Origin of the sequence: Psychrobacter sp. JCM 18901 (assembly GCF_000586435.1) — a bacterium.
In the GTDB taxonomy this organism is placed as follows: domain Bacteria; phylum Pseudomonadota; class Gammaproteobacteria; order Pseudomonadales; family Moraxellaceae; genus Psychrobacter.
Window position 1 is genome coordinate 50,547 of the sequence record NZ_BAWH01000004.1, and the last position, 26,526, is coordinate 77,072.

Genomic DNA, 26,526 nt, shown 5'->3' on the forward strand with positions numbered 1-26,526 from the left:
CGTAGACGATATTGATATTGGCGCATTTTGAAGGTTCAATAATGCTAACAAGACAACATCGTTACCATTTTAATTGAGAATTAATTGACGAGCCACTCGGTACTTACTAGGCTAACTAATTAATATAGTAGCGACTCATAAATACTTTATAAGGTCCACTGTCATCATGACTGATCATGCTTCGTGCTCAATTGCTCTATCTGCCCCAAAAATCGCCATCATCGGTGGTGGCCTAACGGGATTGCTCACAGCAACACTATTAGAGCGCGCGTCAAACCAATCAAGCTCGTCATCTAACACCCCGCAAATCACTATCTTTGAAAAATCACGCAGTGTAGGCCGTTTAGCGACCCGTTATCGCAGCGATAGTAAAACTGATAAAAACTGGCAATGGTCGTTCGGTGCACAGTTTTTTACTGCGAAAACTGCTGTCTTTCAACAATTTATCGCGCCTTGGTTAGATACAGGGTTGCTACAGCCATGGTGTGCTGAAGTGATTGAGTTAACTCCTGCAAGTGACAATGGGCAACCGCCTAATATCCAAAGCAAAGAACAATGGGACGCGGTGCATGCACGCTACATCAGTACACCGAAAATGACCAGTTGGGGCCGTGAATTGGCCGCCGCGCTCAAGCATACGACCATAATATTTAAGACCCGTGTCGCACCGCTCACTCAGTATTTGCAGTCTCAAAATCAGCAGCGGTCTCAGATCCAAATTTTTAATCAAAACAGCAAGCAAACTGAGCTATTTGACGAAACTGGAGCCAGTCTGGGCTGGTTTGATTGGGTTATTTGCACAGCGCCAAATGGTCAGGCGGTAGAGTTGATGGCAAATAGTAAGTTTAGTCAGCAAGACAAAATTACTAAACCACAAATGCAAGCCTGCTATACGCTGATGCTTGGCTGGGATGATGTGCAAAAACTACCTGAAACATTAAATGGCCAGCTAACACCGCAATGGGATGTCGCTTATTTAAATAGCGCTATTCTCGATAGAATATTTATTGAGCATCAAAAACCTGCCCATGGTGAGCTACTACCAAGTATCACCATTCATGCACGTAATGACTGGTCAGAAGCTCACGTCGATGACGATATGGAGTCAGTCGAAGAACAATTATTACAGGCGGCAAAACAAGCATTAAATTGGAATGAAGACAGCGCACCTAGCCAAACAGATTGTCATCGTTGGCGCTATGCAGCTACTATTGTAAATAAGGATGCTGAAGAGCTAGGCATATTAATCGATGCAACCAAGCAATGGATCGTCAGTGGTGACTGGTGTGCAAAAGGTAATATTGAGAGCTGCTATCGAATAGCGCAGCAAACCGTTAAGGCAATCATGCAAACGCAGTAAGCGTGATATCCATGCTCATTATTTTGCATCGTTTTACGATATCTGGGTTTAGCAAAACGTAAGTAAAAAAAGGCCCACAGAGGAGGTACTGTGGGCTGAGGAAAACGGGGCATGTATTAGCTACAAAGGCCGTGGTCAAGAGTTGTTGTAATTATTGGTGCTCTCTACTGTTATTTATAAGGGTAATAATTATCAATACAATAGGTGGAGATATTTACTTAGCTATTTACATCTACTGATTTAAGTGTACAAGTGTTCTGGTACAGTCGCTATGATAGCGCAATTGAGTGCTGTCTGGCAGTTTTGGTTACAGTATATTACGTTGTAAAAATCCAAAAGACGCAAAGACTGGTATGAAGCACTGATATTTAGAGTAAGTAGCGGAGCTTTATGATGCAATCATTGATAAAGGCTGCTAATAATTTCAATAGCTTATGTCGATAATAGGGCGTCTAGTCAACCTTGATATCTTTGATAACTCAATCGCTGCAGAGATGGCATGACGCCTTGTCCGAAAAATGCTAAGCTATCTGCCATTATTATGTTCATATTAAACTGGGTTTGCCATGACTGACAGCACGCATTTGCATACGCAGGAAGAACCGCCAAGTTCGCAAAATACCAAGAGTATTTTTAACTTGCCTAACAACCTTACGATTGCGCGTATCTTGATGATTCCGCTATTTGTCGCTATTGCTTATTGGCCGCCAGCCATGGGTATTGGTATGCCTGCGATTTCAGACAATGTCATTGCGCGGGTTGGGATGAGCGAGTTTAGCGATAGTTTGTTGCGCCATTTGTTATTGACCGGCGTCTTTATTATTGCCGCGATTACCGATTGGCTCGATGGGTATTTTGCTCGTAAACTAAATGTTATGTCAGCCTTTGGTCGATTTTTGGACCCTGTTGCTGATAAGTTAATGGTGGCTGTAGCGCTCATTGTCCTTGTACAGTGGCATCCCAATATCATTATGGCGATAGCGGCTATCGTCATTATTTCGCGTGAAATCGCAGTATCAGCGTTACGTGAGTGGATGGCAGAGCTGGGTAAGAGTACTAGCGTCGCGGTATCTTATGTGGGCAAACTAAAAACCACGTTCCAGATGGTAGCAATTACCGTACTACTGCTTAATTGGCAGTCGCTTGAAACCATCGGTTATGTATTAATGGTCGCCGCTGTGATACTTACCTTATGGTCGATGATGATTTATCTAAAAGCTGCTTGGCCTTATTTAAAGCAAAGCGGATAATTCCATAAAACGAAAATAGTTAGCTCAAAACTTAGACAATAAAAACGCAGTCGCATTAGCCACTGGCGTTTTTGTTTTTACTGCTTATAAATCAGACAACTTATAGTGTCACTGAGTTGTTTTCGCCTAAGTTGGTCGCTTTCTTACCGTCCATTACTGCAGCAGTGGTCATCTTAAACATATTGACTACTGAGCTACCGCTTAGCCAGTATTCTGCACCATGTGGGACGACTTTGATTAACTGTACATTTGGATCTTCTTTACCTTGCTCATAAAACGCATTGTAAATTGGCGACCATAGCTCATCTAACTTCTCTTGGTCTTCGACCAATTCTGCTTTACCGTTAATTGAGACATAATCTTTTGAATCTTGACTGACATAGGCCAAGTTTACTTGTGGGTCTTTTTCAATATCTTTGATGGTCTCAGTGGTTTTATCACCAATAAACCAAATCTCTTTTGCGCCAATGCTCGTCTCGCTAGTAGTCATTGGGCAGGCATGTAAATGGCCTTCGTGAGTACGAGTGGTCATCATGGTAAATTTCACTTCTTTTACCAGTTCTTGTACTTTATCGATATGGTCTTGTCTACTCATAATAAATTTCCTTTTTTATAGTATTTTAATTGGGCTTATATAGCGTTGTTTTAATTAGCCGAGTTGAACAGTTGATTATTTATAGTAATTTTTCTTTAGGCTAGATTGATTCAACAATCAAATAAATATAAAAGTTAAACGTCATCGTCGCCTTAACAACTGAGACTAGAATACCGAGTTGTCACCCTACATTTATATAGGTTCCCAGTAATGCGATGTGAGAGTTTGTAAGGAATATGAAGGTTAGGTAAAAATTGTGACAGCGTAGATTTGAGCGTTCTATTTTTCGATGGATAATTCAAAAACAAATTAAAAACCTACTTTTTTTGAATTATCGATTCGCAAATAGTAAGTCGGGATAGAACGCAACTTATCGGCAATTTATCTTGGTTTAGACCTGCTTATTACAGGTCTTCTTGTTATAATACCCAGACCATTTACTTAGCATGGCAGAGATGCCTTGATCTTACGGATTATGCCTTTATGATGACCATCGCCGGACAACCGTTTCTTACCGATTTTCAGACGCAGCAACTCATCAGTCAGTTTCAGCAAAAAACCGAGCTAAATGTCAGTCAAATAAGTACACAGCAAGTGTATGTGCTATCACGAGAGCTATCTGGTGATGAACATAAAAAAGCGCTAGATTTACTAGCGGTTGACCAGTCAGCAACGCTAAATGCGCCGCAAGACAACCAACTACAAGTCATCGTTGGGCCACGTTTTGGTACGATATCGCCATGGGCAAGTAAAGCGACAGATATCTTTAATAACTGTGAAATCGAGATTAATCGTGTTGAGCGTGTTGTCGTTTATACGTTAACCCTTGATGAAAAAAACAGACGGTGACGCAGGCGAAAAACTACCAGTAGACGCTGAGCAGTTATTGTTTGACCGTATGACTCAGAGCTTGGTTTATGACTTGAGCGATGTCAGCAAATTGTTTGATGATCAATCGCCAGCATCACTAAATCATATCGATGTGATCGGACAAGGTCAGTCAGCACTAGAATCGGCCAATACCGAGTTCGGCTTTGCGTTATCCAGTGAAGATATCGACTATCTAATGAATGCGTACGTCAATGAGTTGAAACGCAACCCAACTGACGTTGAGCTGATGATGTTTGCACAGGCCAACTCAGAGCATTGCCGTCATAAGATCTTTAATGCCCAGTGGACAGTTGATGGTGACGTACAACCAAAGTCACTGTTCCAAATGATTAAAAACACGTACCAGTCGAACCCGCAAGGCATCTTGTCAGCGTACAAAGACAACGCTGCGGTGATGGCTGGGTCTGATGGTATGCGTTTTTATCCTATTCCGATTGACGCAATGGATGCCAATTCAATCCATCCTTACGACTTTCATCAAGAAAACATCGATATCTTAATGAAAGTTGAGACGCACAATCACCCAACAGCGATTGCCCCTTACTCTGGTGCGGCAACAGGTGCTGGCGGTGAGATTCGTGACGAAGGCGCGACTGGTCGTGGCGGCAAGCCAAAAGCGGGCCTAACAGGGTTCCACGTATCACATCTGCATATCCCAGAGCTTAGCGAAAAGTGGGAGCAGTCAGGTCAATTGAGCACTCAGGCTTATGGCACGCCAGATCGTATGGCAACCAGCCTTGAGATCATGACCGAAGCGCCATTAGGCAGTGCCAACTTCTCAAACGAGTTTGGTCGTCCAAATCTATGCGGTTACTTCCGTAGTTTTCAGCTAGACACTTCTGCCGCAAAAGACGGTAGCGAGATGCGGGGCTATCATAAGCCAATCATGCTGGCAGGTGGTTACGGCAATATCAAACGCAACCTGATTGAAAAGAATGCAATCAAAAAAAGGCGATTTGCTAATCGTCCTTGGTGGCCCTGCGATGCAAATCGGTCTGGGCGGCGGTGCCGCATCGTCAGTCGATAGTGGTGACCTTGATGAAGGTTTAGACTTTGCCTCAGTTCAGCGCGATAACGCTGAAATGGAGCGTCGTTGCCAAGAAGTCCTTGATCGCTGCTGGGCCTTAGCTGGTAATGAAGAGTCGGGCGATGATGTCGATGTAAGCAATAACAGTAAAGACGGCAACCCAATCGTTTCACTACATGATGTCGGGGCAGGTGGTCTGTCTAATGCAATGCCAGAGCTGGTCAATGACCATGAAATGGGCGCGCATCTGAACTTGCGTAAGATTCCATCATTAGAAGCTGGCATGTCGCCAATGGCCATCTGGTCAAACGAAGCGCAAGAGCGTTATGTCCTCGCGATTCGTCCAGAGAGCAAAGATCAGTTCGATGCCATCTGTGCTCGTGAGCGCTGCCCATATGCCATCTTGGGCGAGGCGACTGATATTCGTCAGCTAATCGTTGATGATGAGCTATTGGACGAGCAACCAGTCGATATGCCAATGCAAGTACTGCTCGGTGGTACACCAAAAATGCAGCGTAGCTTTGAGCGTACTGAGGGCACGTTACCAGCATTAGAGCTTAGTGATGTGAATCTAGCTGAATCAATCACCGATGTATTGCGTCACCCAACGGTCGCTAGCAAATCATTCTTGATCAGCATTGGTGACCGTTCTATCACGGGTATGGTCGTGCGTGATCAGTATGTGGGTCGCTATCAAGTGCCTGTATCGGATTGTGCGGTGACGGCATCAGGCTTAGTGGCACTAGGTGGTCAGCCAATGACTGGCGAAGCCATGAGTGTCGGTGAGCGTACGCCTGTTGCACTTATCAGTCCAAAAGCTTCTGCACGTCTAGCAGTCGGTGAAGCGATTACTAACATCGCTGGTGCGCGTATTGCTCAGTTGTCTGATATCACCATGTCAGCGAACTGGATGGCAGCATGTGGTGATGATGCAGAAGATGCAGCATTGTTTGACGCGGTCTATACAGTCGGCGAAGAGCTGTGCCCAGCATTGGGTATCGCGATTCCAGTCGGTAAAGATTCGCTATCGATGCGTGCCAACTGGACTGATAACGACAATGGCGAAAGCAAAGACAAATCAGTCGTGTCACCTATGAGCTTGGTGATTACGGCCTTTGCTCCTGTCGTTGACGTCTCAAAAACGCTAACCCCTGAGCTAATCAATGGCGACAGCGCGTTCTACCGCATTGACTTGTCTAAAGGTAAATTGCGTTTAGGTGGTTCAATCCTTGCGCAGACGCTTAGCCAATTAGGTAACGACTGCCCAGATTTGGCGCAGCCAAGCGACTTGATCGACTTCTTTAACTTTATCCAAGCGGGTAATGAGCAAGGCGTCATCAGCGCTTATCACGATATCGGTGATGGCGGTCTATTAGCGACCATCGCAGAGATGCAGTTCACCGGCCGTCAGGGTATCAAGCTGTCATTAAATGATGACAACTTACTCGGTCAGCTATTCAGTGAAGAGCTGGGTGCGGTCATCCAAGTATTACCAGAAAACGTCGCTGCTTTAATGCAATTGGCAGAGCAAAACAACGTCAGCGATATGCTAAGCCTCGTCGGTCAAAGCTCTGAAGAAGACAGCTTACTAATCCAAACGCCAACGCTCATGGGTGATGACACCTTACGCTTTAGCCGTGCTGAATTACAGCAAGCGTGGACGCAGGTCAGCTATCAAATCGCGCGTCGCCGTGATAATCCAGCCTGCGTACAGCAAGAGTATGACTTGATTGCCGATACTAATCATAAAGGCCTTATCGCAGCGCCAAACTTTGATCTGAATCAAAAAGGTCGAAGAACCCTATTTAGCCAGTCGCGAGAATAAACCAAGAGTTGCAATCCTCCGTGAGCAAGGCGTCAATGGTCAGACAGAGATGGCAGCAGGCTTTACTCAAGCTGGCTTTGAAGCGGTCGATGTACACATGAGTGATCTACTCAGTGGCCGTATCAACCTACGTGACTTCGACGGACTGGTCGCTTGTGGTGGCTTTAGTTATGGTGATGTACTGGGCGCTGGCTCTGGCTGGGCAAACTCTATCTTGTTCCATGACGAGCTACGCATGCAGTTTGTGCGCTTCTTTGCCCGTCCTAATACCTTTAGCTTGGGTGTCTGTAACGGTTGTCAGATGATGGCACAGCTCAAAGACCTTATCCCAGGTGCAGAAAACTTCCCACGTTTCGTCGCAAACAAATCAGCTCGTTTTGAAGCGCGTACCGTCAATGTAAAAGTTGAGCGTACCAAGTCGATCCTGTTCAAAGGTATGCAAGACAGTATCTTGCCAATCGCTGTGGCGCATGGTGAAGGTTACGCCACGCTAGACAACACAGAAATCGACGGTATGGCAAAACACGGTCAGCTTGCGATGCGTTATGTCGACAGCCAAGGTCATCCAACCGAGACTTATCCGCTCAATCCAAACGGTTCGCTCGGCGGTGTCACGGGTCTGTGTAGCACTGATGGTCGCGTTACTATCATGATGCCGCATCCTGAGCGTAACCTAAAAGCGTATAACCATAGCTGGAAACCAGAAGAGTGGGACGAAGACGGCGCGTGGATGCGTATGTTCCGTAACGCCCGTGCTTGGTTTAGATAGGCTAAGCTAAGTTAGCTTAAAGTATTATTTTAGATGTAAAAAAAGGTGAGCGCAAAGCTTACCTTTTTCGTGTTTGGGGTTTTAACTACTTAGCATTGTTTCTAGGAAGTATAGAGTTCGATGTAGGTGTAATTGGTCTGTTATTAGATAACTTCTCACTACGATCTAAAATAGTAAGACATAAACTGAAAACTAGAATCTGAAACTTGTCTCTCGGTTTAGAGAAATGGTGCACTAATGAAGGATGATCTGTTTCGGCTTCCTTGACCAAGTTAAATTCAGAACAACGAGACTTAATGGAATGAGATTCAAATGTAAGTTCACCCTCGGTATGCGCGAACTCATTACGAATTTTTCGGATTAAGTTTAAATCACGATATTCTTCTTCACCGATTTGTCCTAGGGCATAGCAAGTATCTACTCTAGAAGAAAATGTAGAAAAACTACCTGTTCCAGAAAATAATTTTTTTTCTATCTCTTTCGGTAAATTTATACACAGTCTTTTTATAAGATTGCCCAGTCTATTCTCTAAGTTTGACGAGAGTATAAGTGCACAACCTCTATCAGATTCTGTATTTGCTGAAGCAATCATTTGTTCAAGTGCTAAGTATTCTTGACTTTTCATTACATAGTCCTGACTTTTCAAAAGTTAAAGGGTTATCTTTCAATTAATGTTTCAAATATATTTTCATCTAACTACTCATTCTCTGAACGCTGATTAGTTTTCTTCCGAGCCTCAGCAATCAACTCATGAATCTTAGCACTTTCCTTTAGCACACAAGCATCATAGTTAGAGAGTGACTCAGACTCTTGTTGTTTTTCCTGATCTTGCTTGGCTTTTTCTGCTAAATAATTTTCAAGTTTATCAGCTTCAGAATCGCCCATAGTTTATCCCTCGTATGATTTTTACCCTATAAAAAAAACGGCACTGAAATCAGTGCCGTTCTATCAGTCGTGACAATTTAAAAGCTAACCACGACTACCCAAATGCTGAATCGCTAAAATCAATCCCAGCTTAAAATTACCTTACCGCATTGCCCACTTTCCATGATATCAAAGCCTTCTTGAAAGTCATCGATGTGCATGCGATGGGTAATGATTGGCGACAGATCAATACCGCTAATCAGCATTTGCTCCATCTGATACCACGTCTCCCACATCTCGCGGCCATAGATACCTTTTAGGGTTAACGCCTTGAAGATAATCTTGCTCCAGTCCACCGTGGTGGTGTTGGGCAAAATGCCCAAGAGCGCAATTTTAGAGCCGTTATACATATTGCTAATCATCGAATCAAAGGCCTGAGGCGAGCCTGACATCTCAAGCCCAATATCAAAGCCGTGCATTTTTAACGTATCAATAGCGCCTTCGATGGTTTCACCCTTGGCTGGATTGATGGTCATCGTTGCGCCCATTTTTTTGGCAAGCTCTAGGCGATAATCACTAATATCACTGACCACAATGTTACGTGCCCCTGCGAAGCGACAAATCGCCGTTGCCATTGAACCAATCAGTCCTGCACCCGTGATTAGCACATCTTCACCAAGTACTGGAAATGATAGGGCAGTATGCGTGGCGTTGCCAAAGGGGTCCATAATGGCGGCCATCTCATCGCTGATACGCTCATCGAGTTTGATGACATTATCGGCAGGTATCACCAAATATTCGGCAAACGCGCCATCGCGGTCAACGCCCACGCCGATGGTGTTTTCGCACACATGAAGCTTACCACGGCGGCAGTTACGGCAATGCCCGCAAGCGATATGGCCTTCGCCTGTGACTCGGTCACCTACTTCAAGATGCTTGACGCCATCGCCCATTTCACTAATGACACCGACGTATTCATGTCCGATAATCATCGGCGTGTTTATGGTTTTTTGTGACCACTCATCCCACTTATAAATGTGCAAGTCTGTGCCACAAATGGCGGTTTTTTTAATTTTAATTTTAACGTCATTGATGCCAACCGTTGGTTCTGGCATATCTTGCATCCAGATGCCTTTTTCGGCATGAGCTTTAACCAGTGCTTTCATACTTTTCTCTTGTTTAACTGTATTTAATTATTGAATCTAGATAAATATCGAACGACGCTTAATCAATCACTTTCATTTGCTTGGCGACTTTGATAAAGGCGGCGATACACTGGTCGAGCTGCTCGCGAGTATGAGCAGCAGAGAGCTGCACACGAATGCGAGCTTCATTTTTGGGTACGACAGGATAGAAGAAGCCAATCACATAAATGCCTTCTTCAAGCAGTGCGTCTGCCATTTGTTGCGAGATATTGGCATCATAGAGCATCACCGCACAAATAGCTGATTCAGTAGGCTTGATATCGAAGCCTGCATCTTGCATTTGCTTCACAAAATAGGCGGTATTTTCATGCAATTGGTCTTGTAGGGTATTGTCTTGCGATAGCATCTCAAACGCTTTTACCCCAGCGGCAGCCACCATAGGCGGAATAGAATTTGAAAATAGATACGGGCGTGAGCGTTGACGTAGCATCTCAATCATTTCTTTTTTACCCGTGGTAAAGCCGCCAATAGCACCGCCAAATGCCTTGCCTAAAGTGCCAGTGATTAGCTCAATGTCACCACGTAGATCAAACAATTCAGTCACGCCGCCACCAGTGCGACCGACTACGCCTGCTGAATGCGATTCGTCAATCATGACCATGGCATCATATTTTTGTGCCAACGCATGAATCTCATCCATTGGCGCTACGTTACCATCCATTGAAAACACACCATCGGTCACAATCAAACGAAAACGCTGTGCTTGCGCCGCTTGTAATTGCGTCTCTAAATCTTGCATATCCGCATTGGCGTAGCGATAACGCGCGGCTTTACACAGGCGCACACCATCGATGATTGAGGCATGATTTAACGAATCAGAAATAATGGCATCTTCGCTGGTTAGCAGTGGTTCAAAGGCACCGCCATTGGCATCGAAACAGGCGGCATAAAGAATTGTATCTTCGGTATTAAAGAACTTAGAAATTGCCGCTTCTAATTGCTTATGCAAATCTTGCGTACCACAAATAAACCGCACCGATGACATGCCATAACCTGAGTCTTCGATGGCTTTGATAGCTGCCTTTTTAATCTCAGGGTGGTCAGACAATCCAAGGTAATTATTGGCACAGAAGTTAAGCATCTCACGGCCATCGGCGATCTTGATGAGCGCATCTTGCGGAGAGGTAATAACGCGCTCGTTTTTATACAGTCCTGCCGCGCGTATATCGCTGATTTCTTGTTGTAGGTGTTTTTGAAAGGCTTGATACATAAATATTCCTTTTTTTAGTATTATTGGTGTTCGTTTGATAATAGAGATATTGAGACTGGTCATAGAACTAGGCTATCAAAGCCAAGCTATCAAAGCCGTGCAGCATCCTAGCCATCATTAAAACCAATGATAAAATCAATAATGCGGGAAGCCAACGAGATGGTGCGAGCAGTGATACTATCTATAACCCTGTGATCGGTGATTTTATCATTAGCCTATCGCAATAAATAGCCTAAATAGTTGGTAGATAGGCCTTCTTTTATAAAGTGATATAGTGCTGTTTAGTTGTGGTATTGGTTTCATAGCGGCTTAGCTATGTCTCAAAACATAAGACATCAACTTGCGCATCTTTATCATCTTGAGTGGTAAGCATTGATAAGTACTGTCTATCCAGTTATTCATCTTTGGGACGCTTCTGAGCCTCAGCGATCAACTCGTGAATCTTGGCACTTTCCTTTAGCACACAAGCATCATAGGCAGAAAGCGGCTCAGGTTCTTGCTCCTCTTTCTTTTTCTGCTCCTGTCTGGCTTTTTCTTCTAGATATTCTTGTAGTTCGTTTTGCTCATCTTTTTGAGAATTATTCATGGTTTATGTCTCCTGATAGTCTGTATTCTTTAATAAAAATCATCCCGACCAGCATATTTCTTATTTAGCGCCTGCAATATCGCATAGGTCTCACTATCCATATTACCCGTTGGCTGCTGCGCTCTGAAATGCAGCTGAAACGCATAGACGACATCGCGACTGGCCTTGTCCCACGTATCGGTATCGTTGATTTGATAGCCATACTTGCGAAACGCTTGCTTGATTTCAGGTATCGTGGCCGACGCAAATCCCTCTTGATTCATAAAGAATTGCTTATCAAATTCATCATACCAAGCGCCGATACCGTAATCGAAATACAGTCGCTCCCACGGGAACTTTGCACCAGGGTCTATCTTGCGCGAGGGTGCCATATCGGAGTGACCAATGATATTCTTCGGTGAGATGTCATAGCGCGTGGTGATATCTTGCACCAGTTGTGCGACTTTTTTTAATCTGCAACTCATCAAATGCCACATAGTGCTCATAAGGGTGATAGTCGAGCGTGCCATTTTTTTTAGTGCGTCTCGATATTCAGGCTTGATACCGCTATTGACGATCTCGATACCGATAGAGGTATCATTTAATATCGTCCGTCCTGCAAAGCCGCCATCACCTGCATGCCATGCGCGCTCGCTCTCTGGTACGAGGTTATAGATTCTATTGTCATCGTTGTCTAATACTAAATAGTGCGCGCTCACATTGCCTGTGGTCAATGTCTTTATCGAGCGCTCATTATCAGAGACTGTATAGTGCAGGACGATGGTTTTGATGCGCTCGCTTTTGCCAGTTGCTTGGTAGCTATCGCTATCGATTACATACTGCGGCGTTGACGTTGTTACGCAGCCAACGAGCGATAGCATAGAGGATGATATTAATACTGATGCCAATGCAATCGAGGAAATGTTTTTTTGCCATGAAATGCTCTATATAGGAAGAGTTGCGGTTATAGCTTCGTTTGCGTTTGCGTTTGATGCTACTGGTGTCTATCTCTCTCGACAGGTAAATGCTATTTGCCGTTAATTAATGACAGAATCAACGTTGGAATTGACTGCGATTTTTTTATAACCAATTGCCCCAAGCAGAATAAAGAATCCCAGCAAAACATAAGCGTTGAACGACAGCGCTGCTGGTGAAAATGGTAGCAGTAATAGCGATATAAAGACCACACTGATTAATACAGAGAGATAATTTAGCAAGCCTGCTTGTTTCTTTTTTTCGCTCATTGATGAGGTCAGCGGTCGTGACATAAGCGAAGCCAACGGTTATACCCAAAGACGCCATTGTCACGATATCGAGTAGGTAGTTTCTACCCAGCCAAGGAGAGAGTAGGCACACCAAGCATATCAATATAACGGTCTTTTGCTTACTGAATTGGTTGTGTTTATCTGTAAATACGCTGGGCAATAATGACGTGTCGCCCATAGATTCCAAGAGCTTAACCGATGACAATATAAAGCCGTTGATACCGCTCATTATCGAGCCAATCATAGCGATCGATAGCAGCCAGATGCCAATGCTACCAATCCGATTGTCTATGCCTTCACCTGTCGCCCAGTGGCTGTCTTTGATCGCTTGATAGTCAAAGCTCATGTTTAGCGCGGTAAAGTAGTTGATTAAAAAGTAAAACAACACACCAGCGATAAGTGAAATTAGGATAATGCTTTTGGTCTTGGTTTTTGAATCGCTAATCGCCTTTGAAATTTGCGGTGTGGTCTCAAAACCGACATACGCCCACGGCATAACGGCCAAGATAGGTAACCATGCCAGACTAGTGATAGAGCTGCTAGACATATCAGTTGGCAAAAATGCTTGGGTCGTTGGTGTCATCCAAAGTGAGGCAAAAAACAGCGCGGTGACTGATAGAATCATAAAGAGGGCGATATAGAGTTGGATTTTTGCGCCGACTCGTACACCTTTTAGATTGATATAACTGAATAAAATAATAGCCGCGCTGCATAAGAACACTTCACTGGCGTAGACTTCCCAACCAGCAATCGTATACAGATAACCTAATTGTAAGCCGCTAGGTAACAGATAGCGCAGTAGCAAAGCGACGGCTGATATATTGAGCGCGATAATAGAGATATAGCCTATCGTGACGCCCCAACCATAGATATAGGCATGCTTGCGATTGATGTATTTTTCAATCCAATAGATACCGCCTGACTCGTTCTCTGGCGTTTGAGTCAGCAAATTAATATAGGCACGCGCAACCATATAGATGGCTAAAGTACCGATAATAATAGCAACAGAAGAGCCTAATAGTTGCGACTGTGGCAAAAACAAATCGCCTGGCATGACATAAGCGCCCCAGCCGATGATCGCACCAACGCTAATCGCTATCGCTTGTAAGTAGCTGATACTTCCTGTCTGTTCACTCATGGAGTGCTCCTTCACGATCAAAGATGTAGAAGGAGAGAGTGTTTATTATGGAACTGACATAGAACATGAAAAACCTTGTGACGCCATTACGCAGGGTAGTGGCTATCTTTTATAAATAGAAAAGTCATATTAAAGGTTTTTGTTGAGTGTTACCTTTTCAATCCTGTTGGATTTTTTTAGCCAGAACCTTTTTCCAACTGTCCTCTAAACAGTCAATCGCGAGCCACGGTTCAATCACATTGGCATCAAACTTTTCTTTTGAGTTTGCCAGTTGCCACAGTGTCTCAAGTGTTGCAAACGGATAAGGGCGCTTAACCAAATACACGGGTAGATCAGCGTCTATAATGCCATCACGGACGACTTGGAAGTACCAGCCAGAGATACCTTGCTTGCTGACCCATGCTGCGATATTTGGTACTTTGGTAAATTGGCCGATTTGGTCATTGATTTTGTAGCAGGGGCGTCGCGGTTGGACGATACGTAACTGAACGCTAGCATCATCATTACTAATGTCTTGATCGCTTTCAAAATGCCCACCATATTGAAAAACATCGCCAATACAAACCATAGATTCGGTCATTTCAGGCAGACCATTGATAGCTTCAGTCGTAAGGTTTTCTCCTAGCGTACCGACGCGAACCTTTAAACTGAATTCTGCATTGATTCTTTCATATGTTGCAGGCGCTAGCTGATGCACGGCTTTGAGTGGGCCACCATGATGCTTGCGGTCAGCCTGTTCATCAGTGGTTAAGCCCATAAAGTTGACGGCGACAGGAGATTTGATAGGTGCTTTATCAATGGCGCTCATTTCTTCACGAGCAAATGGCATAGACTTACCAGCGCGAGCACAAGTGAGGGTAGCGATATGTAGGGGCAAGTCTTGGTTAAAGTCTGTTGAAGTTTGCTCAGGTGATGACGTGATCGATTCTGCGCTCATAAGGTTTCCTAATAGGTAAAATGAATAGGCTAAGGCGGCTTAATTTTAGCGGCTAATAAATACTAATATGAAATGAGCTTATCTGTACTCAATGATGTATCTGATTATACTGGTTCATCACCATAAAATTTACATAAAAAAAGACCAGAATAAGTATTCTGGTCTTTTTGATGGAGCGTCTCTTAACCTTGAACGAATATCGTCACTGATAAGCTTATTTGTTTTTGTTACGACGACCCGCAGTTTTCTTTTCGCGCGGCGTAGCAACTAGCTCAGCCAATTGCTCAGGTGATGACCATAGGCCTTCTAAGTCATAAAACTCACGCGCTTGTGGCGTCATCATGTGGACGACAACCGCGCCCAAATCAATCAACGTCCAGTCAGAGTCGATGCCGCCTTCACGGCCAAGTGGCATAAAACCAGCTTGCTTAGCTTCAGCGCCAACGCTATCAGCCATCGCACGTACATGACGCTTTGAGGTACCATCAGCGATGATGATGCGCTCTGTTACGTCAGTCAACTCTTCTACATTCATTACAGTGATGTTCTTTGCTTTCATATCATCTAGAGCGCTTTGTACTAGGGTCAAGCATTCTGTTAGACGTTCTGCAGTCATGGTGTTGGTCATAAATTTTAATCTCTTGAATCGTAAATATGTAAAATAAAGTGGTAAAACGTCAATTTGTCTTATCCGACTGATCATATGTTGTCAGTCACGCATAGAGACAGGATAGCAAAATGACATAGATAAGGCGATTTTAACGGAATTGAGCAGCAGAATATAGCTGATGGGCGATAATATATTGATAAACAGCAGGATTTAGCCATTTAGCTAATGGATTAGATTCAGTATTGCTAATGATATCATTTATTGATGCTATAGATGCGATTTGCCTCTCAGCGACTGGCATTTTATTTGTTAGATCGTCTAGTTTGTGTAGCAGCTCACGTATTTGTGTGCTTGATACCGCAGTAATAGGTCTCGAATCTATATAAATGCGTCCTTGATTGGCATTTTTCAAGTCAGTGCTTTTTAAGTCAGTGCTAGTCAGATCAGTACTATTTGGATTAGTACTGTTTGAGTTTGAGCTATCTGACGAGCGCTGAATGGTTTGAGTTAACAGCTCGATAGGTGAATCTGTTATATGAGGTTGCAACGACAATGGCAATTGCGATTGTAGAACGGCAATATCTTCCGTAGTCGCTGTATTGTTTTCAGAAGAGATAGTGCTGTCAGAAAATTTTTCGCTAATGCCATCGCTCACATCGGTACTGCTCTGACGATTAAACACCCATAGATTAACATGGTCAGTGAGACGTAAGCATCTTTCCATTTATCCAAACTATGGGCGCTGTCCATACCCATAATAAATATCAAACTGTCATTAGGATATTGCTGTCTTAATGTGCGTACGCTGTCGATCGTATAGACAGGCGGTGCTTGCCACAGCTCTAACTCATTGATCTGTATCGGCGTATTCTCTGTCGCCAGCTTTAACATCGCTAAGCGATGGTTAGGATCTGTACTTTGTGTCTTAAATGGCGAGCGTGCATTGGGTAATAAGGACACATGCAGGGCACGCTGTAGCCGCGTTGCGATTGGTAGTAGGTGCTGATAGACAGACATCGCGACTTCTAAATGACCATTATGTACTGGATCGAACGAGCCGCCAAGATAAGCACGAATGGCAGGTGTATGTGTTTTTTCTTGAGGGCTGTTGCTCGTATTTGGCATAAATAAATGTATAAAAGTAGATAGGGCGCATGTGGTCGTTGATGCACCTTGCTCTTTTACTAGCTGACCTTTTTTAGGGTAAATAATTTGATGATAGGGCTATTGTAGAGGGCAGGCGAGCATCTGTCATCACTATCTATCACCACCTATAGTCAGTGAAAATTAATACCGCTACATTATGCACTGTTAAATCAATTTTTTTTGCTTGCTGTGCCTGCGCAGACAGAGGCTGCAAAAATTGATATTAGCAGTACCGTATCGTTTTTGAGATACTTTGACTATACCACCACAGCACCAATAAAAAAAACCGACCATCATAATGATAGTCGGCTTTGTATAGGACTTTAATTAGCGAGCCTTACAGCGATTAAATCAAATCGCTATAAGCTTGAATGGCAGTTAACGCGATGGTATAGACGATATCGTCAACCAAGGCACCACGTGATAAATCATTCACTGGTTTATTCAGACCCTGTAGCATAGGGCCGACACTGACGACGTTGGCACTACGCTGTACCGCTTTATACGTCGTGTTACCAGTGTTAAGATCAGGAAAGATAAAGACATTGGCTTGTCCAGCAACAGGTGAGTCAGGCGCTTTTTGTTTACCGACGCTCATGACAGACGCCGCATCATACTGTAGCGGGCCGTCGACCTTGAGGTCTGGTGCGCGCTCGCGAACGATTTGGGTTGCACGGGCGACTTTTTCGACATCTGCGCCTGCGCCTGATGAGCCAGTAGAGTAGCTGATCATTGCAACTTTTGGATCGATACCAAAGGCAGCAGCAGACTGTGCTGATTGAATGGCAATCTCTGCCAGCTCTTCAGCATTAGGATCAGGTTGATCGCACAGTCACCATAGACGACCACTTGCTCAGGTAGCAGCATAAAGAACACTGATGACACGAGTGAGTACTGCGGCGCGGTCTTAATCAACTGGAATGCTGGGCGTACTGTATTGGCAGTGGTATGAATCGCACCTGAGACCAGACCATCTACTTCGTCTAGTTGGAGCATGATAGTACCTAAATAGACCGTGTCTTTTAGGTATTCAGCAGCGACTTCCGCAGTGGTTTTACCTTTACGACGCTCTACGACAGCGGCGATATATTTGCTCATATCGAGGTTATCAGGATCGATAATTTCTAACCCTTCAGGTAGCGTTAGATCACGGTTTTTGGCCACTTGCTCAACGTCACTACGCTTAGCAAGTAGTACGCAGTTGGCGATACCGCGACTCTGACAGATACAAGCCGCTTCGACGGTACGTGGCTCCGCGCCTTCTGGCAGCACAATACGCTTTTTAGCGTGTTGTGATTTTTTTGACCAATTGATGGCGAAACGCTGATGGTGACAGACGCGGCTCATGATTACGGCTGAAGTATTCTTTAATCCAGCTTAGATCCAAATGAGCAGCCACATAACGAGCCACTTCATCAGCACGTTCTGTATCATCACTCGGAATCTCAGAACTCATATGCATCAGGCTCTGTACCGTTTCGTAGCTGTCGCTTTCGACACTCATGACTGGTATGCCAGTTTTGAGCGCTGATTGCCAAAGCTCAGCAACTGTATCGCTTGGGGTGATACCACCTGTCAATACTAGACCTGCCAATGGAATTCCATTGATACAGGCCAATCCAGCAGCCAATAGCAAGTCATCACGATCGCCAGGCACGACCATTAACGTACCACGCTTAAAGACTTCATTGACGCGCGCCACTGAGCGAGCGGTTAGGCTGATACGGTTGATACGACGTGTCTTTGCTTCACCAACATTTAACCAAGTCGCATCAAGCTCTGTTGCGATATCCCATGTACGAGGCACAGACAACGAGTCACTAAAAGGGACAACACCGATAAGGCGGAACACTTCGGTATTAAACGAAGGCGATAGACGCTGAACCTCTTGTAGGAAGTTCGGATCTAAGCTGACAACGGCCTCACCCGGCGCGACAGGTTGATTATCAAAGGTGTTCGGCACGTCCTGTACCCGCATCAATATTACACCGAGCGTCCGTGAATCGATGACACCGCCAAACTCACGGGCATGGACATCTAGTTTGTCTGCTAAATAAGCAGGTTTGCTGATGTCAGCGGTACTGACAAATATAATCTTGGCATCGAGCGCATGGGCAAGTGCACGGTTAATTTGTGAAGCATAAGAGGTCTCAGTGGTTGGCACCAGACCTTCACAGATAATCACGTCATGACCATCATCAATCGTATGAAAATTGGCAATCACTTCTTCCATCAAGTCATCAAGATTGTCATCGCCTAGCATACGCTCGACGTGTTGACGGCTGATAGAGTCAGGCGGATTTAAGCCAAATGCGTGCATGGTCAATGCGCTTGAGCTGTCTAAGCTGTGCTGTTTGTCTAGCGTATCATCTTGCAAAAACGGCTTCATAAAGCCCGCTTTGATACCGTTATAATCAAAGGCACGGATTAGCTAGTGCGGCTGATGTCACACCGATACCGCGACTAATGGGAACAAGTAAAATGGTTTGCATAATGTGTCCTACAATTTATTTTATTTTAGACGTCGAGTCATTTTGAGCAGCATAAGAAATGCAGTATAAAAACACCAAGCGCTTTATCTTATTTGTTTTCAGCTTTTTATAAGCGTCTCGCAAGATAAGCGCTAGGCATTATAATCAATCGTCTTATACTAATTTCAATGCTTGACGAGTCTCTTGAGCGATGCGGTATTCTTCGTCTGTTGGTATAACCCACAGCTCGACACTGCTACCTTCTGCTTGGAAGCTGCCTTCTTGGCCACCATACAATCCAGCGTTCTTTTCAGCGTCCATTTTGATACCGAAATGACGCATGACGCTAAATACTTGCGCGCGTGGTGACAGAGTTTTCGCCGATACCACCTGTGAATACAATACCGGTGAATTCAGGCAGTGCACAGCTTAAGCTGGCGAGGTATTTACCAGCACGGTAGCAGAACATCTCGATGGCGAGCTGCGCATCTTTATGACCTTCGCTCGCGGCTTGCTCAATAGTACGCAAATCATTTGATAGACCAGAGATACCAAGCAGACCGCTTTCACTATTCAGCATCTTATCCGTTTCTTCTAGGCTAATACCGAGCTGACGTTTCAGATGCATATGTAAGCTTGGGTCGACATCGCCGCTACGTGTGCCCATCATCAGTCCCTCAAGCGGGGTCAGACCCATGCTGGTATCGAGACTTTTGCCATCATATACGGCAGTTGCTGAGCAACCATTGCCTAGATGTGCGGTTATCCAGCCATGAGGACCTTTTGCTTCAGTGATTTGGCTAGCACGTTCTGAGACGTATGCATGAGATGTACCATGGAAGCCATAACGACGGATTTTGTGCTCTTCGTATAGATATTTTGGTAACGCATAGCGAAAGGCGACGGGTGGCATAGTTTGGTGAAAGGCGGTATCAAATACCACAACTTGTGGGATATCAGGATAAATAGCTTGAACCGCTTCAATACCCAAAGCATTGGCAGGATTATGTAGTGGAGCCAATATTTTTAGGCGTTTTACTTCTTCCAACGCGTGCTGATCAACGCGAACCGCTTCAGAGTACTCACGGCCGCCATGTACCACACGGTGCCCGACAGCGATAAAGTGATATTGTTCTAGTAGCTCTAGGATTTTTTGTAGTGCCAGTTTGTGACTACCACCAGGGATAGAAATCTCTAACTTATCGCCATTTAGCGTGGTGTGTTTGATACGGGCTGTATCGAGACCTAAGTTTTCGGCAAGACCGGTGATACGAGTAGAATTGTCATCGCTAATCAACGCGTATTTGATAGAAGACGAACCGCAGTTGAGGACTAAAGTGGGGCTGGTTAGGGTTGATGTTTCACTGTTCTTATCATCAAAAGTGGTGCTTAGGTTGGCGCTCATACTCTATCCTTAGATTGGTTTTTATAAAGGGCAAATCAATTATATCGTTCGATACAAAAAAAGACGTCTATTGCCACGTCCTGTTTTATTATCATCAAATACTACATCACCGATATCTCAAGTGCTGTAGTAAGGCTCACAGCTGAGACATGATGTCATTGTTATATGGAATTGATGAAGTTGATAACCGTCGAGTAAATAAAAATAAGCCATATATATGCTGATCATACCAAGCAAGCATATTGGCGATTTTGTTTATACTTGGGCTACTATTTCTGACAGTGCTATGCATCCATGCTTATGAGGTAATGCGTCTGCATCTCAGGCTAGCATCCTATTGCCGCTGCAAACTGGGAATATAATGTAACACATTTTTGTTTCTACACCACGACAGGGGTAAGGTTTAAAATGTGTGATTAATAAATGGCTAAATATAAAATAAATCAATTATATTCAGTAAGTTATAGAAATATAAGTGGATAACTTGTATGGGTGACATAGCAGGGTTATGACTCACGAAATTGTAAGAAATATTGTCGAGATACCCATATGTCATACTTTCATATCTAAGCTCGCAGACGATATTACTATAAAAATTCGACTAATGTTTTAGAAAATATCCAACATCACGCAAATTTATTCACCAATCATATTCAGTATCCGTACAGCTTTATGTAATAATGCTATGATTAAAATAGTCATAACGACAGTGCTTTAACTGCTAGTTTAGCTGTCCACTTATTTTTTATTTATCACGATTTACTAACGCCATTATGCCGTCGTAAGCTCACAGGTTATCTATTATATGTCTACTATACACAGCCCTTCAGCAGCCAAGCATGCTAGCTCGTTCGCTCGTACCAGTCGTCAGGCTGTCGCCACTTTATTTATTGGTAGTGCGGTTATGGTAGGATTGTCAGGCTGCGGGCAAAAAGGCGATCTATATCTGGCAGACTCTAGTAGTCAAACGATAGAGGCAGTGCGTCTGTACTAGATAGTACTAGCCATCCACAAGATGCAGCCTTTGCGGGTATCGACGATGATAACTATCAAAAAAACCGCTACCTAGAAGAGCAAATGGTATTGCCTGAGCCTAGCACCGATCCTAACGACTATTAATTGCTGAGCCAATAACTGCTAAGCTAATAATCGCTAAACTGAGCCAATGGATAGCGGTTAGGTGCTTGTTAATTAACAATTTAACTAACTGTCGATTCTTTACTGCCTGATTGACTAAATAGCTTTAGAGTTTTGCTACCTAAATTTAATTTTCACCCTTGATAATCTGATTATATTAGAGATGTTTATATGAGTCATTCTGAACTACCTGCTGACTTGACCGATTCTGCTACTGGCGAATCCGTTACTATCCAAACTGAGCAAGGGCTATATGTTGACCCGAAAGCGTTGAGTGCTCACTTGCCAGCGCTCAGCTATCGCGACGATGCATTGTATATGGAGCAGGTCAGTATTGATGAGCTAGCAAAACAATATGGCACACCATGCTACGTGTATTCAAAGCAGGCAATATTGGATGTTTATCAAGCTTATACTGATAGCTTCGCCAGTCTGAATCATCAAGTATGCTATGCCGTAAAAGCAAACTCTAACCTTGCCGTGCTTGGTGTCTTGGCACAGGCAGGCGCTGGGTTTGATATTGTCTCCCGCGGTGAGCTTACGCGTGTGTTAGCCGCAGGTGGCGCAGCATCACGTGTGGTATTCTCAGGTGTGGGCAAAACGTACAGTGATATCGAATATGCGCTGACTCAAGGTATCGGCTGTTTTAACGTTGAATCTATCAGCGAGCTGACTTTAATCAATGAAGTGGCAAAGTCACTCGATAAGCCTGCGCCAATCTCGTTGCGCGTCAACCCTAACGTCGATGCCAAAACCCATCCATATATCTCAACAGGTCTTAAAGACAACAAGTTCGGTATCACTCACGAAGACGCATTAGCGGTTTATCAGCAAGCGGCTGATTTATCACATATAGATATCGTTGGTATTGATTGTCATATCGGCTCGCAGTTGACTGAAGTAGAGCCATTTGTTGCAGCATTAGATAAAGTTATTGAGCTGATACATAGCCTGCGTGACGCAGGTATTGAGTTACAGCATATCGATTTGGGTGGTGGTTTAGGTGTGCGCTATATTGATGAGACGCCTGTGTCTATCGATGAGTTTGCCCAAGCATTATTGCCAAAACTTAGCGAGCTTGGTTTGACCGTGTTCTTTGAGCCAGGTCGTAGTATCGTTGCCAATGCTGGCGTGCTATTGACTCAAGTTGACGTACTCAAGCCGACTGAACATAAGAACTTTGCTATCGTTGATGCCGCTATGAATGACTTGATTCGTCCTGCTTTATATCAAGCTGAGATGGCGGTGATTCCAAGCGTATTGCCTAGCGATGGTATCGATACGGATGGCACGCAGCCATGGGACATCGTTGGCGCTATTTGTGAAACGGGTGACTTCTTGGCAAAAGACCGCCTATTATCATTAGCCACAGGCGATGTGTTGGCCATCACGGGGGCAGGTGCTTATGGCTTTACCATGAGCAGCAACTACAACTCACGTCCGCGTGCTAGCGAAGTCATGGTGGCGGGCGATAATCATCAGCTTATTCGCAAGCGCGAAACAATTGAAGCGTTATATGCAGATGAAGCGTTGTGGCAGGCGCAGTAAGGCGATTAAAGACGAGCCAAAACTATCGCCGTATTTGATGATTGAAGAGAACCCATTGTGATAATGACAATGGGTTTTTTTATGACTGGATTTTGAGGAAAGTGTTTTTTAATTAAAGCTGATTCTTAATTGAAGGCATGCCTTTAGTTGAAGGCAACACCATTCACAAAAATTAGAGTAGCAAGGAAAACGAGTGCAAGTACTACTCACTGTAGACTAAACAAGTTTGACACCGCTAATCGTATTTTTTGGGATTGGTATTATTATGATTGTATCTGACAGCGTGCTAAGATAAGGCATACATAAAAATAGGATAGGACATCAAAGATATGCTAATAGAGTTTACTAAAATGCATGGGTTGGGTAATGATTTCATGGTCATTGATTTAGTGACCCAGCGCTTAGATTTGACCAAGGATTTGGTGCAGTTATTGGGCGATCGTCACCTAGGCATTGGTTTTGATCAATTGCTCGTAGTCGAGCCACCCATGCGCCCTGATGTCGATTTCAGTTACCGTATTTTTAATACTGATGGCACCGAAGTCGAACAATGCGGCAATGGCGCGCGTTGTTTCGCACGTTTTGTGCAGGCACGTAAACTGTCATTTAAGCAGCGTCTACGCGTTGAGACGGCCAGCGGTATTATTTCCCTGACTACTGATCGTTACGGTTGGGTAGATGTCGATATGGGCAAGCCTAAATTTGAGCCAGATGAGATTCCGTTTAGCCCAAGAGCGACGACCAAAATCCAAAACACCTATCATCTTGATGTAAATGGTACACCTGTACAGCTGTACGTTGCCAATATGGGCAACCCGCACGCTGTGATAAAAGTCGATGACGTACTTGATGCTGAGGTTGAGACTTTAGGCAAAGCAATTGAGTCGCATCCTGCCTTTCCAGATCGTGTCAATGTGGGCTTTATGCAAGTGATGAATCAGCGCCATATTCGTTTGCGTGTGTACGAGCGCGGTGTGGGTGAGACCCAAGCTTGTGGTACGGGTGCTTGTGCAGCAGTGGCTGTTGGTATACGTGAAGGCTGGCTTGATGAAGGTGAGGAAGTCCGCGCGCAGCTATATGGTGGCAGCATGATTATCAAATGGCAGCCAGGTTATTCAGTTATGATGACGGGACCGACCGCTTTCGTTTATGAAGGCGTGTTTAGCCAGATGGCTGATGGCACAAGCGGGACTTAAACCCAGTGCTGATAGCTGATAGCCGTTATTAGGCACATGGTATAAATGCCAAGGATGGTTCTAATATGTCCATTGATAAAGACAGTCAGGCGGCGAGCTCAGCACCTTGGCTATCTACTGAGCTGGCCGCTACTATCGAGTCGGACACAGCGTTACGTGAGCTGCTAGCACCTGTGCATCGTTGGCTCAATACGTTGTCTGTGCGCAACCATTCGCCGCATACTCTGACCGCTTATTTCGCTGGTTTAAATCAACTGGCGTTATTTTTGCGTGGTAAGTGCCTAACGTGGACACGCTGTGATAAACGGCAACTGGCCCAGCATATCAGTCAACGTCTCGATGAAGATAAGCTGGCGCTTGCCAGTGTCCAGCAAGAGTTGTCTGCGATTCGGCATTTTTATGGTTGGATGATTGAAGAAGAGTTAGCACGTATCAACCCAACCACTGGCTATCAACTTAAACGTAGTCCTAGACCGCTGCCTTCTATCGCTGATGTCGATTTACTAACTCAGCTACTCGATCAAGAGATTCCTGATACACCAGAGCAAGCGCGATTATGGTTGCGTGACAAGGCCATGTTCGAACTGATCTATAGTAGTGGCTTGCGTGTTGGCGAGTTGGTCGCACTCGATACGGCAGATGTGGACTTGTCTGATTTGCGGGTGCGAGTCACAGGTAAAGGAAATAAAACACGCCTAGTGCCATTAGGAATAAAGGCCGCAGAAGCGATTAATCGTTACCTACCACATCGTAATCTGTGGGTAGAGCAGATGGATAACGCACTATTCATCAGTGAAAAGCTCGGTACCAGATTATCAACACGGGCAGTGCAGCAGCGTTTAAAAGTCGCTGCTACTCGTGCAGGTATTGCACAGAATATGTATCCACATCTATTGCGTCATTGTTTTGCATCACATATGCTGTCAGGCAGTGGCGACTTGCGCGCCGTACAAGAGATGCTCGGGCATAGTGATATTAGTACTACGCAAATTTATACCCACGTTGACTTTGCAAAATTAACGCAGGTTTATGATCGCGCGCATCCACGAGCAACTCATGCTCAAAATGAAGACTTGTCCTAGCAATTAGGCACGAAATCTACTGTAATTAATAATCTATGCCAAACGATGACAGTCAAAGATAGGCAGTTTCTGACGGCCTTGCTCTTGCGCTTGTTTGTCTAATGACGCCATGACGATGGCATATTGTTTATCCAACTCGCTATCGTCATAGCTTGCGATAACAGTACTATCAAACGCTGTAATAGCTGCATGCCCCCATGTCTGACGGTACTACCATCTTGGTAGAGATGATCACCACCTTGCGCTGCGCCAATGACCATACATTGACTATCTAGAGCACGAGCACGTAACAACAACGACCAGTGCGCTTGTCCAGTCAAGTAAGTAAAGGCAGAAGGTGCACTCAATAGTTCAGCACCAGCTTGTCGCAGGCGCTGCGCCAATGCTGGAAAACGCAAATCAAAACATACCATCATGCCGAGTTGGTAGATTGTATTGCCTACTGCTAGTGGCGCAATTACGGTCTGCGTACCCGGCTCAAAGGTCGCCGCTTCGTTATAGCTGCCATGCTTATCAGCCACAGTTGCGGTAAACAGATGAATCTTGTCGTAGCGTGCGACACGGGTACCATCTGGTGCAAACAGCTGGCTCACTTGGCGCAATCTACCATCAGGAACGATAGTGCCATCAGGGCGATAATGGCAGGGTAACGAGCCTGCTAGTACATGGATACCAGCGGTGCGGGCATAGTCTGCTATCGTCGCTGATAAGTCATCAAAACGCTCGGCAGTAGCAGATTGCTGTCCCATACTACAGCAGTTCTCAGGCAATACAACAAGCTCAGCCCCTTGAGTTTGTGCATCTGTGATAGCGGCTTTGATATCTGCTAGATTATCCTCAACATTCTGCTGACTGTTCATTTGAATAGCAGCCACGTTAAGTTGATGGTTACTTGAATTCATGACAATATTCCTATTGAGTGTGAGCTGTATTGGCCATTTACCGTAATTTATTTATTATAATATTTTCGCGGTAATAAACAGATTGCTCATAATTATAGATAGCTCATCCTTGCCAAGATGGTAGTCTA

18 protein-coding genes and 4 pseudogenes are annotated in these 26,526 nt (G+C 44.5%); 7 read left to right on the forward strand and 15 right to left on the reverse strand.

Going from position 1 to position 26,526, the window contains the following annotated elements; genetic code table 11:
* Positions 1-166: 166 nt before the first annotated feature.
* Together TT11_RS04660 and pgsA are read left to right on the forward strand one after the other, a co-directional pair.
* Positions 167-1,360, forward strand: coding sequence for an NAD(P)/FAD-dependent oxidoreductase (locus TT11_RS04660; RefSeq protein WP_261869239.1), 1,194 nt, complete (start codon positions 167-169; stop codon positions 1,358-1,360).
* 566 nt (positions 1,361-1,926) lie between these two features.
* Positions 1,927-2,610 (forward strand): CDP-diacylglycerol--glycerol-3-phosphate 3-phosphatidyltransferase, encoded by a 684-nt coding sequence (gene pgsA / locus TT11_RS04665; RefSeq protein WP_057758088.1) that lies wholly within the window; start codon positions 1,927-1,929, stop codon positions 2,608-2,610.
* A 100-nt stretch (positions 2,611-2,710) separates the two neighbouring features.
* On the opposite strand, the gene TT11_RS04670 is transcribed toward pgsA, so the two are convergent.
* Positions 2,711-3,205, reverse strand: a complete 495-nt coding sequence (locus TT11_RS04670) for a pyridoxamine 5'-phosphate oxidase family protein (protein WP_261869240.1) — start codon at positions 3,203-3,205, stop codon at positions 2,711-2,713.
* A gap of 483 nt (positions 3,206-3,688) precedes the next feature.
* Here TT11_RS04670 and purL point away from each other — a divergent pair.
* A pseudogene (gene purL / locus TT11_RS16635) lies at positions 3,689-7,717 on the forward strand (phosphoribosylformylglycinamidine synthase).
* 85 nt (positions 7,718-7,802) lie between these two features.
* On the opposite strand, the gene TT11_RS04690 reads toward purL, so the two are convergent.
* The 13 genes and pseudogenes from TT11_RS04690 to TT11_RS04750 form a co-directional block, all read right to left on the reverse strand.
* On the reverse strand, positions 7,803-8,342 hold the full coding sequence (locus TT11_RS04690; RefSeq protein ID WP_261869243.1) for an MltR family transcriptional regulator: 540 nt from the start codon (positions 8,340-8,342) through the stop codon (positions 7,803-7,805).
* A 71-nt stretch (positions 8,343-8,413) separates the two neighbouring features.
* Positions 8,414-8,602, reverse strand: a complete 189-nt coding sequence (locus tag TT11_RS04695; RefSeq protein ID WP_261869245.1) for a hypothetical protein — start codon at positions 8,600-8,602, stop codon at positions 8,414-8,416.
* 119 nt (positions 8,603-8,721) lie between these two features.
* Positions 8,722-9,747 carry an L-threonine 3-dehydrogenase gene (tdh, locus tag TT11_RS04700; RefSeq protein WP_261869247.1) on the reverse strand — a complete coding sequence of 342 codons (1,026 nt, stop codon included), beginning with the start codon at positions 9,745-9,747 and terminating at the stop codon, positions 8,722-8,724.
* A gap of 58 nt (positions 9,748-9,805) precedes the next feature.
* Complete coding sequence (gene kbl / locus TT11_RS04705; RefSeq protein WP_261869248.1) at positions 9,806-10,996, reverse strand: glycine C-acetyltransferase; 1,191 nt, start codon at positions 10,994-10,996, stop codon at positions 9,806-9,808.
* Positions 10,997-11,390: 394 nt separating this feature from the next.
* On the reverse strand, positions 11,391-11,582 hold the full coding sequence (locus TT11_RS04710; protein WP_261869249.1) for a hypothetical protein: 192 nt from the start codon (positions 11,580-11,582) through the stop codon (positions 11,391-11,393).
* Between the two features lie 29 nt (positions 11,583-11,611).
* Positions 11,612-12,469 (reverse strand): N-acetylmuramoyl-L-alanine amidase, encoded by an 858-nt coding sequence (locus tag TT11_RS04715; protein WP_261869251.1) that lies wholly within the window; start codon positions 12,467-12,469, stop codon positions 11,612-11,614.
* A 172-nt stretch (positions 12,470-12,641) separates the two neighbouring features.
* A complete protein-coding gene (locus tag TT11_RS04720; RefSeq protein ID WP_261869253.1) occupies positions 12,642-13,964 on the reverse strand; it encodes an APC family permease in 1,323 nt (440 codons plus the stop codon).
* A gap of 157 nt (positions 13,965-14,121) precedes the next feature.
* Positions 14,122-14,901, reverse strand: a complete 780-nt coding sequence (locus TT11_RS04725; protein WP_261869254.1) for an MOSC domain-containing protein — start codon at positions 14,899-14,901, stop codon at positions 14,122-14,124.
* A gap of 214 nt (positions 14,902-15,115) precedes the next feature.
* On the reverse strand, positions 15,116-15,529 hold the full coding sequence (gene rsfS / locus TT11_RS04730) for a ribosome silencing factor (protein WP_057758112.1): 414 nt from the start codon (positions 15,527-15,529) through the stop codon (positions 15,116-15,118).
* 130 nt (positions 15,530-15,659) lie between these two features.
* Entirely contained in the window at positions 15,660-16,235 is a 576-nt protein-coding gene (locus TT11_RS04735) for a hypothetical protein (protein ID WP_261869256.1), read from the reverse strand.
* Positions 16,163-16,636, reverse strand: coding sequence for a nicotinate-nicotinamide nucleotide adenylyltransferase (locus TT11_RS04740; RefSeq protein WP_261869257.1), 474 nt, complete (start codon positions 16,634-16,636; stop codon positions 16,163-16,165). The genes TT11_RS04735 and TT11_RS04740 overlap by 73 nt, the downstream gene beginning before the upstream one ends.
* 367 nt (positions 16,637-17,003) lie before the next feature.
* Positions 17,004-19,149, reverse strand: a pseudogene (gene pta / locus TT11_RS04745) (phosphate acetyltransferase).
* A gap of 153 nt (positions 19,150-19,302) precedes the next feature.
* Positions 19,303-20,533, reverse strand: a pseudogene (locus tag TT11_RS04750) (acetate/propionate family kinase).
* An 805-nt stretch (positions 20,534-21,338) separates the two neighbouring features.
* Between TT11_RS04750 and TT11_RS04755 the strand changes: the two are divergent.
* From TT11_RS04755 to TT11_RS04770, 4 genes and pseudogenes are all read left to right on the forward strand, one after another.
* The gene (locus TT11_RS04755; protein WP_261869259.1) at positions 21,339-21,527 is read left to right on the forward strand and encodes a lipoprotein; all 189 of its coding nucleotides are present in this window, start codon (positions 21,339-21,341) and stop codon (positions 21,525-21,527) included.
* 314 nt (positions 21,528-21,841) lie between these two features.
* The gene (gene lysA, locus TT11_RS04760; RefSeq protein WP_261869260.1) at positions 21,842-23,218 is read left to right on the forward strand and encodes a diaminopimelate decarboxylase; all 1,377 of its coding nucleotides are present in this window, start codon (positions 21,842-21,844) and stop codon (positions 23,216-23,218) included.
* A 329-nt stretch (positions 23,219-23,547) separates the two neighbouring features.
* Positions 23,548-24,433, forward strand: a pseudogene (dapF, locus tag TT11_RS04765) (diaminopimelate epimerase).
* A 46-nt stretch (positions 24,434-24,479) separates the two neighbouring features.
* Entirely contained in the window at positions 24,480-25,496 is a 1,017-nt protein-coding gene (locus tag TT11_RS04770; RefSeq protein ID WP_261869262.1) for a tyrosine recombinase XerC, read from the forward strand.
* A gap of 98 nt (positions 25,497-25,594) precedes the next feature.
* Here TT11_RS04770 and TT11_RS04775 read toward each other — a convergent pair whose 3' ends face one another.
* Positions 25,595-26,398, reverse strand: coding sequence for a nitrilase-related carbon-nitrogen hydrolase (locus TT11_RS04775; protein WP_261869263.1), 804 nt, complete (start codon positions 26,396-26,398; stop codon positions 25,595-25,597).
* Positions 26,399-26,526: the final 128 nt, after the last annotated feature.

What these genes read in the sequence shown, in the direction of transcription:
- TT11_RS04660 (WP_261869239.1), top strand. Translation starts at nt 167, where the DNA reads ATGACTGATCATGCTTCGTGCTCAATTGCTCTATCTGCCCCAAAAATC.
- pgsA (WP_057758088.1), top strand. Translation starts at nt 1,927, where the DNA reads ATGACTGACAGCACGCATTTGCATACGCAGGAAGAACCGCCAAGTTCG.
- TT11_RS04670 (WP_261869240.1), bottom strand. Translation starts at nt 3,205, where the DNA reads ATGAGTAGACAAGACCATATCGATAAAGTACAAGAACTGGTAAAAGAA.
- TT11_RS04690 (WP_261869243.1), bottom strand. Translation starts at nt 8,342, where the DNA reads ATGAAAAGTCAAGAATACTTAGCACTTGAACAAATGATTGCTTCAGCA.
- TT11_RS04695 (WP_261869245.1), bottom strand. Translation starts at nt 8,602, where the DNA reads ATGGGCGATTCTGAAGCTGATAAACTTGAAAATTATTTAGCAGAAAAA.
- tdh (WP_261869247.1), bottom strand. Translation starts at nt 9,747, where the DNA reads ATGAAAGCACTGGTTAAAGCTCATGCCGAAAAAGGCATCTGGATGCAA.
- kbl (WP_261869248.1), bottom strand. Translation starts at nt 10,996, where the DNA reads ATGTATCAAGCCTTTCAAAAACACCTACAACAAGAAATCAGCGATATA.
- TT11_RS04710 (WP_261869249.1), bottom strand. Translation starts at nt 11,582, where the DNA reads ATGAATAATTCTCAAAAAGATGAGCAAAACGAACTACAAGAATATCTA.
- TT11_RS04720 (WP_261869253.1), bottom strand. Translation starts at nt 13,964, where the DNA reads ATGAGTGAACAGACAGGAAGTATCAGCTACTTACAAGCGATAGCGATT.
- TT11_RS04725 (WP_261869254.1), bottom strand. Translation starts at nt 14,901, where the DNA reads ATGAGCGCAGAATCGATCACGTCATCACCTGAGCAAACTTCAACAGAC.
- rsfS (WP_057758112.1), bottom strand. Translation starts at nt 15,529, where the DNA reads ATGACCAACACCATGACTGCAGAACGTCTAACAGAATGCTTGACCCTA.
- TT11_RS04735 (WP_261869256.1), bottom strand. Translation starts at nt 16,235, where the DNA reads ATGGAAAGATGCTTACGTCTCACTGACCATGTTAATCTATGGGTGTTT.
- TT11_RS04740 (WP_261869257.1), bottom strand. Translation starts at nt 16,636, where the DNA reads ATGCCAAATACGAGCAACAGCCCTCAAGAAAAAACACATACACCTGCC.
- TT11_RS04755 (WP_261869259.1), top strand. Translation starts at nt 21,339, where the DNA reads ATGTCTACTATACACAGCCCTTCAGCAGCCAAGCATGCTAGCTCGTTC.
- lysA (WP_261869260.1), top strand. Translation starts at nt 21,842, where the DNA reads ATGAGTCATTCTGAACTACCTGCTGACTTGACCGATTCTGCTACTGGC.
- TT11_RS04770 (WP_261869262.1), top strand. Translation starts at nt 24,480, where the DNA reads ATGTCCATTGATAAAGACAGTCAGGCGGCGAGCTCAGCACCTTGGCTA.
- TT11_RS04775 (WP_261869263.1), bottom strand. Translation starts at nt 26,398, where the DNA reads ATGAATTCAAGTAACCATCAACTTAACGTGGCTGCTATTCAAATGAAC.